We start from the raw sequence: 15,613 nt of genomic DNA, 5'->3' as shown, positions 1-15,613 counted from the left end.
TCTTGTTACAGGAAAACAAACATATTGACTTCTACATCATCGGAATTGGCAATCATTCTGAAGTACAACTGAACGCAGAGGTAAAGCAGTTGATACAACATCATACTGTTTTTTCCGGAGGGAAGAGACACTATCAATTGGTGAAAAAGCATCTGCCTGAAAATCATGAATGGATTGAGATTTCGGGTAAAATGCATAATGTCATTCAGCAGTATCAAACAAAGAAGCAAAAGGTGGTTGTCTTCGCTTCGGGCGATCCATTATTTTTTGGTTTCGGAAATACGCTAAAAAGACTTTTACCCTCCTCAAATCTAGAAGTCTTGCCGTATTTCAATTCCATTCAACGATTGGCACACAAAGCCTCTTTGAATTACAGCGAGCTCAAAAGTATTTCATTGCATGGAAGACATACTTGGAAACCTTTGGATGTTTGCTTGATGCAAGGAGAAAAGATGATAGGTATCTTGACGGACAAAGAGCATTCTCCACAGCATATTGCACAGCGATTACTCACTTATGGTTATCCAAATTATACTATTTATGTCGGGGAAGAATTGGATGGAGAGAAAGAAAGAGTTCGCCAATTTACCTTGAAAGAAGCGAGTGAAACTGCCGGTTACCAATTGCTGAATTGTGTAATTCTGATCAAAACATCAGATTTTATTCCTCCCCGAAGCTTTGCAGATAGCACTTTCCAGACCTTGGAAGGTAGACCGGGAATGATTACAAAACAGAGCATTCGTTCTTTGACACTTCAAGCATTGCAGTTGTGGGATAAGAAGTGCTTTTGGGATGTAGGAAGTTGTACAGGTTCTATTGCCATTGAAGCACAACTGAATTATCCGTCATTGCAAGTTTTTGCTTTTGAGAAAAGAGCAGAATGTGGAGAAATCATAGACAATAATACAAAGAGTCATCATTGCCCGGGCATACAAGTGAGCATTGACGATTTCTTTGAAGAAGATATACAAGAAATCACGTCACCGGATGCAGTATTTATTGGAGGTCATGGAAATCGTTTGGAAGAAATGATTCAGAAGTTGGATTCCGTTTTATTGCCTAATGGTTTGATGGTCATGAATACGGTATTAGAAAAATCCTTTGAGACTTTTCAGAAGGCTTGTCTGCAATTGAATTATACCGTAGCGGATCCCATTAAAATGAGTCTCAACGACTTCAATACAATACATCTATTGGTCGCAAAAAAGAAATAAAAATGAAAAAAATAGCAATTATCGCTACTACAGATAGAGGACTTGAACAGGCGCTCATTCTTCAAAAAGAATTCCCCAAATCTTTAGTGGTCACTACTCGCAAAACAGACAATGAGCATGTATCAATTGTCGCTTCATTGAGTGATTACCTGAACAACTATTACCATAAACTAGACGGTATTTGCTTTGTGAGTGCTTTGGGTATTTGTGTACGATTGATCGCTCCTTATATAGAAACTAAGGCAACAGATCCGGCAGTAGTTTGCATGGATGATCATGGTAAAAATATTCAGTCGGTACTTTCCGGACATCAAGGTGGAGCCAATCAATTTGCAGAGAAAATAGCCCAAGTGGTAGGAGGAAAAGCCATTATCAGTACATCAAGTGATCTACAGCAAATATGGGCATTGGATACGCTGAGCCAAACGTATGATTGGACAGTAGAAACGAATCAGCAATTAAATCATCTGATCAGCTTATTTGTCAACAATCAGCCGACAGCGTTATTGTTGGATGTCAAAGACAAAGGCACAGCTTATTTGGAGAAAAATCTTCCTGAGTTTGTGACGGTATTTTATGATTCTGAAGAAGTCGATGTAGAACAGTTTGAGTTATTGATTGCTGTAACGTATAAGATCTACGATTTCAATCTCCCTTCTCTTTACTACAGACCTAAAGTATTGGCCTTAGGTTCAGGTTGTTCGAAGACCTTAGATTTCCCTCTTTTTGAAGCAAGATTAAAGGCAGAATTAGAAGAGCAGAAGATTGCTTTTTCAGCTTTGAAAACGTTTGGATCTATTGATATTAAAGCTCAACAAAGTGCTTATCTAGACTTTTCTAATAAATACTATTTACCATTCGTCACTTTCTCAAAAGAAGAAATTGATGAAGTGAAAGTACCGAATCCAAGTGAGATGGTACAATCCAAAATTGGAGTGGACGGCGTCTCTGAATCTTCAGCCATGCTGCTTTCCAAGCAGAATAAAGTATTGGTGGAGAAGACAAAAGTCCACTTAGAAAACGACGATAAGTTTACGTATTCCATAGCATTAATCAAGGACTTTGAAAGAAGGTCTGCCGTAGCCATTATCGGTGCCGGCCCTGGAGATGAGGAATTGATTACGGTAAAAGGCAAACAGTATTTGGAAGATGCAGACTGTGTATTGTATGCTGGAAGTTTGGTACCAGAAGAAATGATCAATTGGTGTAAAGAAGGTGCTATTGTTCGTAATTCAGCCATGATGACATTGGAGGAGCAAATCACTTTGATGTTTGATCAATATAAGAAAGGAAACTCAGTAGTGAGGTTGCACAGTGGAGACCCATCGCTTTACGGAGCGATCCAAGAACAGATGACCATTTTTGATGAATTGGGAATGGAGTATTTCATCGTTCCGGGAATCTCTGCATTTAGTGCGGCAGCGGCAGTTTTAAAATCAGAATTTACCATTCCAGAAGTAGTGCAGTCGATTGTATTGACGCGTGGAGAAGGGAAAACGCCAATGCCACCTAAAGAAAGTGTAGAAGCATTTGCTAAGACCAATGCTACGATGTGTTTGTTCCTAAGTGCCGGAATCGCCAAGAAAGTGCAAGCTCAATTATTGAATCATTTTGATGAAACTACGCCGGTAGCAGTGATGTACCGATTGACTTGGAGGGACGAGGAAGTTTATCAAGGACAATTAAAAGACCTCGCTCAAATCGTCAAAGACAGCAAAAAAACAAGAACGGTATTGATCGTAGTTGGAAAGGCCATTGGAGCTAGAAAAAATCGCTCTCAATTATACAGTCCTGATTGGCAACATATCTTCAGAACGAATAAAAAGTTTGTTGTAAAAGAAGCATAAGCATGGTATTGGTTTTTGGAGGAACAACGGAAGGAAAGAGAACGATCAAGGTACTCGAACAGCGTAAAATAGCATTTATCTATTCTACTAAAACAAATGTGGATGTAGAGGAAAGTGCGTTTCTAAACTACCGTTTTGGGGCTTTGGATCAAGCGGCAATGAACTCACTGATTATTGAAAATAAAATTTCAATGATTATTGATGCTGCACATCCATTTGCGGAGGTATTGCATCAAACGATTGATCTTGTTGCAAAGGAAAATCAGATCCCTGTTGTTCGATTTGGAAGAAAACCAATTGATATAGAAGAGACAAAAGACGTCCATTGGGTGGATGGCTACACTCAGGCTCAATCATTACTTTTTGATCAGTTTCAAGGAAAGAAATTATTAGGACTTACGGGAGTTCAAACGATTAACAAGTTTGAGAAATGGTGGAAGAAGAACCCTTCTATATATAGAATCTTACCTCGTGAGACTTCAATAAATATTGCAACAAATGCAGGTTATCCCAATGAACAGTTAATTCTTTCAATGCCAAACCAAGATCAAACATTGGAAGAACAACTCATCAAGGATCAGTCAATCGAAGTGATTATGACTAAAGAAAGTGGAGCAAGTGGTTTTCTTCAAACGAAGATTGATGCTGCAAAAACCTGTAACATTCCGATCATCATCATTCGAGAACCTAAAATACCAGCTTCCTTTCAGGTGGTTTATACAGTTCAAGAACTTGAAAAAATATTAGATCAAAATAGTTTTTAAGTAATCTACTTTGATCGTAGGACGTATCCTCTCTTTCGGCATTGAAGGGAAAAGCGTCAAGAATTTCATGGAATGAGCCGGTTAAAATGATTTTGTTGTTTGAGCGTAGCGAGTTTAAAATCATTGAGGCGAAAGGAATGAAATTTAGCTTTTGACTTCACAGCCTAGATTTTTTTGCTTCGTTTTTTCATCAATGGAAAAAATGAAGAAGAAGAAAAATTGAAAGTAGTGAGAAGGGGTAATCGGATGATATTTTAAAAATGGCATAAGAGATAAACATGGGTTTAAAGAAAATTCCAGAAGGTGAGTTGAAAGAAGGTTTCACAACAGGAACCTCAGCTACGGCTGCTGCTAAGGCAGGGTTGAAAGCGATAATTTTTCAACAGCAACAGGAAACGGTAAAAGTGCATTTACCGATAGGGAAAATATTGTCTATACCTGTTCATCACTGTGAGTTTTCGGATAGCTCTGCAAAATGTAGTGTTATCAAGGATGCAGGCGATGATCCTGATGTGACTAATGGAGCCGAAATAGGTTGTGAATTACAGCTAATCGAAGAACAGGAAATTCAATTTACCGCAGGTGATGGTGTGGGAACAGTAACGCTTCCCGGCTTGCAACTAGAAGTTGGTGAACCTGCTATTAATCCTGTTCCAAGAAAAATGATCAGAGATGCTTTGCAAAAGTTATTACATGATTATGATTTGGAGGTCGGAGTAGCTGTAACAGTCTTTGTTGTAAATGGAAGAAAACTAGCCAAGAAAACCTTAAATGAACGAGTAGGTATTATGAATGGCCTTTCCATTTTGGGTACATCAGGCATCGTAAAACCATACTCAGCGTCATCTTATATCGCAAGTATTGAACAGGGTGTGGATGTAGCAGTAGCCAATGGCATCGATAAACTAGTGATCAACTCTGGAGCTAGAAGTGAGAAATACCTTCGAGCATTATTCCCAGATTTTTCAGAACAGGCATTTATTCATTATGGCAATTGGATTGGCGATACACTTCGTAAGATTCAAAATTCCTTGATTAAAGAAGTAACTATTGGAATTATGCTAGGGAAGGCAGTGAAGTTGGCAGAAGGACAAACGGATACACACAGTTGTGTTTCTAGTTGGAGCAAAGAATTTATTCAATCTATAGCCCAAGAAGGCAATTATTCAAAAGAAAACCAAGAAGCAATTCTTCAACTAAATATGGCGAGTAGACTTGTAGAAATTTTTCCCTTTACAGAAGAGGAATTATTCTATCAGTTACTACTCCAAAAATGTTATCAAACAACGAAATCTATTCTTCAACAGACTAAACTCACCATTTATTTAATCAGTAAGGATGGTGATTTCATAAAACTAAAAAAGAAATGACAGGAGCAAGTTTAATTCGCCCATTAATGGCAGGAGTATTACATTCCTTTGAGCCGGACCATATAACAGCTGTTTCCGTTTTAGCTACAGAAAATGCAATCAAACAAGAAAGAGCATCTTTCAAGAATGTAATGAAAGCTTCCCAATGGGCAATGGGACATTCAGTGACATTAATTCTTCTGGGTGGTATTGCATTATTGTTTAAGAGTACTGCAGAAATTTTTGTAAAAGACCTATCACATTGGGCAGAGATGTCTGTAGGACCAATTATGATTTGGCTAGGTATCGTAGCAATTCGAAGAAATCATAAGATTAATGAGATGATGCAAGATCACAAAAGGATCGAAGAGCATGATCATTTAGATACGAACCCTATTCACCTTCATGGAAAACAAGGAGAGGAAATCGCAATGAACCCGATGAACCGTTCATTTTGGGTAGGAATGCTTCATGGATTGGCAGGAACAGGTGGAGCATTAACATCTGCGTTGATTTTAAGTTCAGCGACTATCTGGGATGCTGTTATGATTTTAATGATTGAGTCTGTAGGAATCATCTTAGCCATGAGTATTTATAGTTATACTTTACTGACGGTTTTAAGTCGATTTATAGAAAAGAACATAGCCATTTTTAAGTGGATGAATGGGCTTGCAGGATTGGCTTCTATTGTCATTGGATCATACTGGATTTACAATTCAATTTTTGCTTAATGAATAACTTTCCTTTTACAGCTATTATTGGTCAGGAATCGTTTAAGCTGGCCTTGATACTAAATATCATTGACCCTACATTGGGTGGAGTTTTAGCCGTTGGTGATAAGGGAACGGGTAAAACAACATTGATCCGTTCATTATCTGACTTGATGCAAAAGCCGTTTGTCAATTTGCCAATTGGTGCTTCTGAAGATAGAGTTTTGGGACATATCAATTTGGAAAAACTCATCAATGATAAAAAAGAAGAAGTACAATCTGGTTTGTTATCTCAAGCACACCAAGGTTTTTTATATATCGATGAAATTAACCTATTAAATGATTACTTGATGGATGTGTTATTGGATGCATCTGCAACAGGATGTTATCATTTGGAAAGAGAAGGTGTTTCAAGAAAATTAGACAGTCGATTTTGTCTGATAGGCTCAATGAATCCTGAGGAAGGAGATTTACGTCCTCAATTGAAGGATCGTTTTGGTCTTTCTGTGGAAGTGAAAACACCAACCTCATTAGAAGAAAGGGTTCAGATAGTACAAAACCGATTGGCTTTTGATGATAATCCTGGAACTTTTTCTGAAGGATTTGATAAAAAACAGAAACAACTTTTTGCTCAAATTTTAACTGCTCAAGAAAAATTATCAGGTATTGAGTTGGAAAGTGATGTGATGGAATATTGTTCTCAATTATCTCTTGAACATGCTGTAGAAGGAGTAAGGGCAGATATTTTATTGATAAAAACAGCAAGAGCTTATGTGGCATTTCAAAAGAGAGAGAAAGTCACAAAAGATGATGTAAAAGCCATTCAGGAATTTGTTCTTTTACATCGCAAAAATCAAAATCCTCCAAATCAAGAACCTCCTCAAAATCAAGAACCTCCTCAAAATCCTCCATCACCCGAGGAACAAAAAAAGGAGCAACAAGAAACTTTAAAAGAAGAGATTCCACCTGCACAATTTGAATCTGTGATTCCTGATGAATCCTTGACATTACATCAATCTTTTAAAGAGAGTAGTAAACAAGTTATCCATCAAAATGGAATAAAATCTTCCATAGATACTCGAAAAACAGTAGGGCAATATTTAGCCACAGATAACTTAGAGGTGATTAAAAAGTCTAAGGTAGAGCCAACAAAAAAACAGGTGATTTTCATCTTGGATTCAAGTGGTTCAATGATCAAAGACCATGTTATTACCTACGCTAAAGGTGCTGTACAAAAGATGATAGAAAAGTATAAATCCTCGGATGTACAGTTTTCATTGATATCGTTGTATCAAAATGAGGCTGAAATATTAGTTCAAGAAACTTCTAATGTTGCGTTTACTATCGAGAAGATAAACCACCTTAAAACAGGAGGAAAAACTAATATTCTAGCAGCACTTAAAAAGACAAAAAGGATGCTTGTCGGGTTTGAGATTTCAGAAACAGAATTAGTCATTATTTCGGATGGTCATTTTTGTGCAGAAACAGCCTTAGAAGACATTATTTCTAGCTATCAATTTCATTGTAGAAAGGTAGATCATTTAACATTAGTGGATGCCGAAAGTGGAGTAGTACGATTAGGTATTATGAAAGAACTTTCGAATCGTCTAAGAGGTAACTATCAGAAACTATCTATTTAATCAACTATGAAAGCTAACATTCATCTTATCACAGGAGGGCAACGATCGGGAAAAAGTGCTTTTGCAGAACAAGTCACCTTGGGGCTAACAAATACTCCCATTTATTTGGCTACGTCGAAGAAATGGGATGAGGAACATAATGAAAGAATTACCCTTCATCAAGCTAGAAGAGAAGAGTGTTGGACCACAGTTGAAGAACCTATAGATATACATCAGCAAGATTTCTCAGGTCAGGTAGTTTTATTGGATTGCATTACACTTTGGCTTACTAATATTTTCGACGAGGTGTCTTATGATAAAGAAAAAGCTTTGCAGAAAGCGAAAGAAATTTGGAACTCATTAATACAACAGGACTGTACATTGGTTGTGGTCAGTAATGAAATTGGTTTGGGTGGAATATCCATGAATAAGGCTAGCAGACAGTTTACCGATATCCATGGGTTAATCAATCAGTTTATAGCCAAACAAGCTCAGAAAGTAACATTTGTAGTATCCGGTTTACCGATGACCGTAAAAGAATAATTTTATGAAAACATCAAGCTTCATTATTGCTGCTCCAACGAGTAATTCTGGAAAAACGACGGTCACTTTAGGGCTACTCCGTCTTTTGAAGAATAAAGGGTTTACCACCCAACCTTTTAAAAGCGGGCCTGATTATATCGATCCTAAATTTCACAAAATTGCTTGTGGAAAAACGGGAATTAACCTTGACCTTTTTATGATGAGAGAAGAACACCTGAAGTCTACTTATCATAAGCTAGCCAACAAGGTGGATATTTCTTGTATTGAAGGAGTAATGGGCTTATTTGATGGAGCAAGAAAGTCTGAAGGTAGCACAGCTGAATTAGCAAAGAAACTTGATGTTCCTATCATATTTGTTGTTGATGCCAAATCGGTCGCTTATTCCGTTGCCCCATTATTATATGGCTTTAAAAACTTTGATCCCGATTTAAATATTGCAGGCGTAATTTTCAATCGGGTCAATACCAAAAGCCACTACAAATTTTTAGAAGAAGCATGTGATGATGTCGGTATAAAAGCATTAGGTCATGTCCCTTTTATTGAAGAGTGTAAAATCCCATCAAGACATTTAGGGTTGTCGATTGATAACCTCTCAAAATATGATCAGATGATTGGCAAAATGGCGGATCAGATGAACGAAACCATTGCTATTAATCAGCTACTTTCTATTACTCAAAAAGAGAAAAAAATCCTTGAAATAGAAGAGGAAACGTCCAATTCTGATTTTAAAATATCGGTTGCTCGAGACGAAGGTTTCAACTTTAGTTATTATCAAAATATTGAAGCGTTAAAGCAATTGGGTACCGTAAAGTTTTTTAGCCCAATTCACGATCAAGAACTCCCCGATTCCGATTTGGTTTACTTCCCCGGAGGCTATCCCGAATGCTATACACAAGAGCTTTCTTCTAATACTAATATGAGGGATAGCATTAAAAACTATGCAGAAAATGGAGGACAAATTATCGCCGAATGTGGAGGAATGATGTACCTCGGGAAAAGCATGATTGATCAAAAAGGGAATGAATGGTCAATGGTGGGTGTATTTCCTTTCACCAGTTCTATGAAGAAAATGAAACTCACATTAGGGTATCGTAAAATCGATATGCATGATTTTACAATCAAAGGGCATGAATTTCATTATTCGAAAGTTCATGATGATGAGAATGTAGAAACAATAGGAACTGTGTGGAGTGCAAGAGAGCAAGAAGTTCCAACAAAAATCTATCAACTTAAAAACGTATTGGCCTCTTATATCCACTTTTATTTTGGTGAGATAGGAGACCTTCAGCAGTTGCTTCATAGTATAAATGAAGTAGACAAAAGTCGTTTACTGCAGTAAATGGCCTTGAAGGGAAAAGCGTTAAGAATTCTATGAAATGAGGCGTTGAAAATGATTTTCTTGTTTGAGCGACAGCGAGTTCAAAATCATTTAGCCGAGTGTAATAGAATTTAGCTTTTGACTTCACAGCCTTGAATTTTTTGCTTCGTTTTTGTTTCAAGACAAAAATGAAGGGGAAGGGAGATTGAAAGTAGATCTTCTTTCATTTAGCAAAAATGTGTTTCTAATATTTCAATCTAAATACATAATTATACTCTTACGCTATGAAAATCTACACTAGAAAAGGTGATTCTGGAAAAACAGGCGTATTCGGCGGAAAAAGAGAGTTCAAAGATGCTCCCCGAATCGAATGCATAGGCACCTTGGATGAAGTGAATTCAACTATAGGTCTTTTAAGATCAAAATTAGGCAATGACCATGAATGGCAACCCAATTTGCACAGAATTCAAAAGGACATGATGAATATGATGTCTCATTTAGCTCGTCCTTCAGATTCTAAAAAAGAAAACCAAAACCCTCATCCAACAGACGGAGCAGAATTTTGTGAAGCATGGATTGATGAGATGGAAGGGAAAATGAGTAGCCCTTCAGATTATTTTTTATTACCAGGAGGTAATGAAATCTCAGCTTTATGTCATGTATGTAGAACCCAAATTCGTAGAGGTGAACGCACTTTAGTGACATTACATCATGAAGATCCAGAAAGTGTATTAGACTATATCTCTTCGTACATCAACCGTCTGTCAGATTTGTTTTTTACCATGGCAAGGTCGGAGATGGACAAGCACGGAGTAGCAGAAGAAAAATGGAATTTATTTTTATATAAAAGAAAGAAAAAACCACAAGCATGAGAAAAATCCCAATTACAATCGTAACAGGTTTCCTAGGCGTTGGAAAGACGACTTTAGTACACCACATGATGAAAAATGCCAACGGTAAGCGTATTGCTTTATTGGTGAATGAATTTGGTGAAGTGGGTGTTGATGGCGAAATCATCAAAGCCGGATGCGGTGATGATGAGTGTAACTTGATCGAGTTATCCAATGGCTGTATTTGCTGTACTGTTCAGGAAGAGTTTTTACCCTCTATGCTAGAGTTAATAGAGCGTAAAGATGATATTGACCATATCGTGATCGAAACTTCAGGTTTGGCAATGCCAAAGCCATTGGTAAGAGCAGTGAATTGGCCTGACTTAAAACCACACATTACAATCGACTCAGTGATTACTGTAGTTGATGCTGTAGGTGTAGCAACAGGAGAATTCTGCGATAGACAAAGAGTTCAAGAGCAAAGATTGGCAGACGAATCATTGGATCATGAGACACCAATTGAAGAGTTGTTCTTAGATCAATTATCATGTGCAGATTTGGTTTTGGTTAGTAAAAGAGATATAGTGGATGATCAAAAATTTGAAGAAATTTCATCTTATGTTCAGCAAAAAATCAGAGCCAACACGAAAGTTATTCCAGTAGTTAAAGGAGAAGTAAGCAACGATTTGTTGTTAGGGATTGAAGCGTCAGCAGAAGACGATTTAGATAACCGTCATTCTATCCATGAACATCATCACGAACATGGGCATGATCATGACCACGACGATTCATTAGTGACGGAATTATTAGAGTTCCCAGAAACTTCAGACATCAAGCAATTGGTAAAAGAGATGACGCAATTGGTAAAGGAACATGAAATCTACAGAATCAAAGGTTTTGTCAATATTCCAAATAAACCAATGCGTATGATTCTTCAAGGTGTCGGTGATCGTTTTGATTATTATTTTGATAGACCTTGGCAAGAAGGTGAGGTAAGAAAAACACACTTAGTAGTAATTGGTAGAGATTTGAAATTAGCATCAACACCTCATGCATAAAAATATAAAATTACTATTACTAGCATCAATATTTACACATATGGGAGCCAACTTATTAGCTCCCATATATGCTATTTTTATTGAAAAAATTGGTGGAACTCTGATTGATGCGGGTATTGCTGTTGGAGTTTATGCTGTTTTTAAAGGCATTTTTTACTTCCTTTTTGATAAAATAGACGAAACAAAACTCAGTAAAAGAGTAATGATGTGTATAGGATATGCATTGATGGGAGTTGGTTATGGATTGTATGTTTTCGCAGAAAGTCCTATTCATGTATTTCTTATCCAAATTATAGTCTCTTTGGGTGAAACAGTGATTAACCCTTCTTGGAGTGCTATCATAGCAATGTCATTGAAGAAAGGAAAAGAGAAAAGTATCTATTCTCACTTCTTTGGATACCGTTCCTTTGCTGAAGGGTTTGCTGCAATCATCGGAGCCTTATTTGCTATGCAATTCGGTTTTTCTATCATTTTTTCACTTATGGCAATGTTCTCATTCGGTTCAGGTGCGTTGTCGCTGATGGTCGATGAAAAAGTGATTTCAGAACCTCAAAAAGTAAAGGTTGCTTAGTTTAATTATTCTCTCAACATGCATTTAATTTCAACACTTCCAGGAGGATGGAACCCCAATGATGAAGGTGTTTTCCATATCCAACAATCTACCGGAGATCTTCTTTTCTTATCGGCCGCTGACACCGAGTTATTCACCGTCAACAAAGCCTATCAAGAATTATATCAAGAAGAAGCTGTACTACCCAGTGTACGTTTAGCCAACTTGACATACTTCAAACAGGAATTGACGATAGATACTTATATCGAAGAAGTAGTGTCAGAAGCAAAAGTAGTTGTGTTGAAATTATTGGGAGGAACCGCTTACTTTTCTTATTTGTGTGAAGCAATTGCTGAGTATGCTGAAGACAATGACATTGATGTGATTTTTCTGCCGGGTGACAATAAACCTGATTTGGAATTGATGCAGATGTCGACTTTGCCCCTTTCAAAAGTCAGTGAAATATGGCAGTATTTTGTGATGGGCGGAAAGGAGAATACCAAAGAAGTGTTGAAGCTGATCATGAATGAAGCATTGGAATATGATTTTCCAATCAAAGCACAAGAAAGCATTCCTGATTTATTCCTTTATCACCCATCAAAAGGAATTCTCAACCAACCTTTAGCACATACTGAAAAGGCAACGGTATTGATATTAGGTTATAGAAGTTATTTCTTAGCTGATAACCTTGATCCATTTATTGCAGTCACTGAAGAGTTGGAACGAAGAGGAGTGACAGCCATTACTTGTATGGCGTTATCGTATCGTGATGAAGACATTCAGCAACGTATTTTTTCTCTTTTAGAAAATTGTAAAATCGCTCCGCCCAATGTATTGATCAATACGACCGGCTTTTCACTGCAAGGCTTTCAAGACAATGAGACCAAAGGCATTTTTGATACACTCAATGTTCCAGTTATCCAAGCAATATTGGCGAGTTGTAATAAGCAGGTATGGGAAGAAGGGACTTTTGGTTTACCGCCGACTGATATTGCCATGAATATCGCATTACCGGAAGTCGATGGAAAGATCATTACGTCGGTGATTGCTTTTAAAGAAGCCAAAGAAAAGGACGAGTTGACAGATTCTGAAATTGTGTATTTTGAGCCTCATTTAGAAGGATGTCAGTTTGTAGCAGAACATACAAAGGCTTGGTTTCAATTGGGAGAAAAAGAAAATAAGCAGAAGAATGTAGCCGTTATTCTTCCTAATTATCCGAGTAAAAATAGCCGTTTGGCGAATGGAGTAGGATTGGATACACCTGCAAGTACTGTAGAAATATTAAATGCCTTAAAAAATTCCGGCTATGATTTAGGTGAGACTGTTCCAGAAGGGACTGAAGAATTGATGGAGTTGTTGACGGAAAATGTCACTAACGAACTGGAATCACTCTCTTATAAATCCGCTGAAATTAAAATCAAAGAAGAAGAATTTTACACCCACTATAACCAACTATCCATTACATTAAGAGAGAAAGTAGAACAGCAGTGGGGACATCCATCAAAATCACCGAATTACAGAGAAGGCTATTTTCTAATTCCAGGAAAGCAACTAGGCAATATTTTCTTAAGCATTCAACCGAATAGAGGATATAATATCGATCTGCAAGCCACGTATCACTCTCCTGATTTACCACCGACTTACGCTTATTTGGCGTATTATATTTGGTTACAAAATTACTTCTCAGCCGATGCCATTATTCATGTAGGTAAGCATGGTAACTTGGAGTGGTTACCTGGGAAAGGGGTAGCACTGTCGAAGGAATCTTGTTTTCCTGCCGCTATTTTGGGAGCTATTCCACATTTCTATCCCTTTATTATTAATGATCCAGGGGAAGGAACACAAGCCAAAAGACGTAATCATGCCATTATCTTAGACCATTTAATTCCACCGATGACAAGGGCTGAAAATTATGGTGAGTTGCTTCAATTGGAATTATTGATTGATGAGTTTTATGAGTCTGCTTTGCTTGATCCCAAGAGAGCCAATTTGATTAAATCGAAAATCGAAAACCTTGTCAATACAACTCATTTGAGAGTTGATTTGAATGAAGATGGAAAAGATATTGATGCTCTTTTGGAGGTGATTGATGGCTATTTATGTGAATTAAAAGAAGCTCAAATTAGAGGTGGATTGCATATTTTTGGTTTGCTTCCACAAGAAGAAAAATTCTTGGATATGTTAGTGGCATTGCACCGCTTACCTCAAGGGGAAACCAAGAGTATTTTACAAGTCTTAGCCATTGATTTGAAATTAGCATTTGATCCATTGGATACTGTTTATGAAACGGCATTACAGCAAACGATCATGGGAGTGGAATGTAGAACGATTGGTCAGGCAGTTGAGGTTTTAGAAAATAGAGCGAAGACCATCATTGAAGGAATCATTCATAATCAAGAAGGACATTATGGTGAGGAAACACAAAAAGTGGTCTCATTTATTAAAGAAAAAACGATCCCGACTTTACTAAAAACAAGGAATGAAATAGACCATCTTCTAAAAGGCTTAAATGCTCAGTATATTCCTGCCGGTGGTTCAGGTGCCCCAACAAGAGGGCGATTGGATATTTTACCCACAGGTAGAAATTTCTATTCCGTAGATACAAGAACAATTCCTTCTCCATCCGCTTATGATTTGGGAGTAAAAAGTGCTCAAAATATCATTGATAGATACTTACAGGAAGAGGGAGAATATCCAAGTTCAGTGGCAATTTCTGTTTGGGGAACTTCAACTATGAGAACGGGTGGAGATGATATCGCACAAGCTTTTGCATTATTGGGTGTCCGACCGATTTGGCAGGGAGCCAATCGTAGAGTGAAGGATTTTGAAGTTATTTCAATCTTGGAGTTAAAGCGTCCAAGAGTAGATGTTTTATTGCGTATTTCTGGTTTCTTCAGAGATGCCTTTCCGGATGTGATTTCCTTATTCAATTCTGCCGTTGAGAAAGTAGCTCAATTGGATGAGCCGAATGATATGAACCCGATTAAAGCTCGTTTTGAGAAGGAAAGAGAGGATTGGAAGAAAGAAGGATTAGACGAGAAAACAGCTTATGAGCGTTCACTGTATAGAGTTTTTGGTTCCAAGCCAGGAGCGTATGGAGCAGGGTTACAGGGATTGATTGATGAGAAAAATTGGACGAATCAAGAAGACCTTGCCAATGTATACATCAATTGGGGTGGATATGCCTATACGGGAAGAAGAAATGAAGGAAAGTCAGCACATGAGACCTTCAGAAAACGATTATCTATGGTGGAAGTGGTGGTTCAAAATCAGGATAACCGAGAGCATGATTTATTAGATTCTGATGATTATTACCAATTCCAAGGAGGAATGACAGCGGCAGTCAACTTGGAGAAAGGAGAGATGCCAACCACTTACTTTGGTGATCACTCACGCCCTGATCAACCAAGAATCAAATCACTGAAAGAGGAATTATTAAAAGTATACCGTTCAAGAGTCGTCAATCCAAAATGGATGGAAGGGATGAGAGATCATGGTTACAAAGGTGCTTTTGAAATGGCCGCTACCATGGATTACCTTTTCGCCTATGATGCTACCACCAACCTGATCGAAGATTTTATGTATGAAGGCATCACAGAAGAGTACCTTTTCAATCAAAAAAATCAAGAATTTATCCGCCAACATAACCCGTGGGCATTGAAAGATATGTCGGAGAGAATGTTGGAAGCGATCCAAAGAGGATTGTGGGAAAACCCAATTCAAGAAACATTGGATCAGTTGAAATCACTATACATGAAGGCAGAAGGAGAACTGGAGTAGAAGTAATTGTATTTCCTTACTTACGAATATG

12 protein-coding genes are annotated in these 15,613 nt (G+C 37.6%); all 12 read left to right on the top strand.

The features are described from left to right. Nucleotides 1–2: 2 nt before the first annotated feature. The gene (gene cbiE / locus QL232_RS19745) at nucleotides 3–1,214 is read left to right on the top strand and encodes a precorrin-6y C5,15-methyltransferase (decarboxylating) subunit CbiE (RefSeq protein WP_281615489.1); all 1,212 of its coding nucleotides are present in this window, start codon (nucleotides 3–5) and stop codon (nucleotides 1,212–1,214) included. A 2-nt stretch (nucleotides 1,215–1,216) separates the two neighbouring features. Continuing rightward, a complete protein-coding gene (cobM, locus tag QL232_RS19740) occupies nucleotides 1,217–3,061 on the top strand; it encodes a precorrin-4 C(11)-methyltransferase (RefSeq protein WP_281615488.1) in 1,845 nt (614 codons plus the stop codon). 2 nt (nucleotides 3,062–3,063) lie between these two features. Then, complete coding sequence (gene cobK / locus QL232_RS19735) at nucleotides 3,064–3,825, top strand: precorrin-6A reductase (protein ID WP_281615487.1); 762 nt, start codon at nucleotides 3,064–3,066, stop codon at nucleotides 3,823–3,825. 278 nt (nucleotides 3,826–4,103) lie between these two features. Continuing rightward, the gene (gene cbiD, locus QL232_RS19730) at nucleotides 4,104–5,195 is read left to right on the top strand and encodes a cobalt-precorrin-5B (C(1))-methyltransferase CbiD (protein WP_281615486.1); all 1,092 of its coding nucleotides are present in this window, start codon (nucleotides 4,104–4,106) and stop codon (nucleotides 5,193–5,195) included. Beyond that, nucleotides 5,192–5,905, top strand: a complete 714-nt coding sequence (locus QL232_RS19725; protein WP_281615485.1) for a cytochrome c biogenesis protein CcdA — start codon at nucleotides 5,192–5,194, stop codon at nucleotides 5,903–5,905. Before cbiD ends, QL232_RS19725 begins: the two co-directional genes overlap by 4 nt. Continuing rightward, complete coding sequence (locus QL232_RS19720; RefSeq protein WP_281615484.1) at nucleotides 5,905–7,524, top strand: AAA family ATPase; 1,620 nt, start codon at nucleotides 5,905–5,907, stop codon at nucleotides 7,522–7,524. The genes QL232_RS19725 and QL232_RS19720 overlap by 1 nt, the downstream gene beginning before the upstream one ends. 6 nt (nucleotides 7,525–7,530) lie before the next feature. Then, complete coding sequence (gene cobU, locus QL232_RS19715; RefSeq protein ID WP_281615483.1) at nucleotides 7,531–8,046, top strand: bifunctional adenosylcobinamide kinase/adenosylcobinamide-phosphate guanylyltransferase; 516 nt, start codon at nucleotides 7,531–7,533, stop codon at nucleotides 8,044–8,046. A 4-nt stretch (nucleotides 8,047–8,050) separates the two neighbouring features. After that, entirely contained in the window at nucleotides 8,051–9,385 is a 1,335-nt protein-coding gene (locus QL232_RS19710) for a cobyrinate a,c-diamide synthase (RefSeq protein WP_281615482.1), read from the top strand. Between the two features lie 263 nt (nucleotides 9,386–9,648). Further along, entirely contained in the window at nucleotides 9,649–10,236 is a 588-nt protein-coding gene (locus QL232_RS19705; RefSeq protein WP_168883709.1) for a cob(I)yrinic acid a,c-diamide adenosyltransferase, read from the top strand. Next, a complete protein-coding gene (gene cobW / locus QL232_RS19700; protein ID WP_281615481.1) occupies nucleotides 10,233–11,252 on the top strand; it encodes a cobalamin biosynthesis protein CobW in 1,020 nt (339 codons plus the stop codon). The genes QL232_RS19705 and cobW overlap by 4 nt, the downstream gene beginning before the upstream one ends. Continuing rightward, nucleotides 11,245–11,823: an MFS transporter gene (locus QL232_RS19695; RefSeq protein WP_281615480.1), complete on the top strand. Its 579-nt coding sequence runs from the start codon at nucleotides 11,245–11,247 to the stop codon at nucleotides 11,821–11,823. The genes cobW and QL232_RS19695 overlap by 8 nt, the downstream gene beginning before the upstream one ends. Nucleotides 11,824–11,841: 18 nt before the next feature. Beyond that, on the top strand, nucleotides 11,842–15,582 hold the full coding sequence (gene cobN, locus QL232_RS19690; RefSeq protein WP_281615479.1) for a cobaltochelatase subunit CobN: 3,741 nt from the start codon (nucleotides 11,842–11,844) through the stop codon (nucleotides 15,580–15,582). The last annotated feature ends 31 nt before the right edge of the window (nucleotides 15,583–15,613 follow it).

This window comes from Flammeovirga sp. SubArs3 (genome assembly GCF_947387565.1).
Taxonomy (GTDB): domain Bacteria; phylum Bacteroidota; class Bacteroidia; order Cytophagales; family Flammeovirgaceae; genus Flammeovirga; species Flammeovirga agarivorans.
This window is presented reverse-complemented; position numbering and strand designations above follow the sequence as displayed.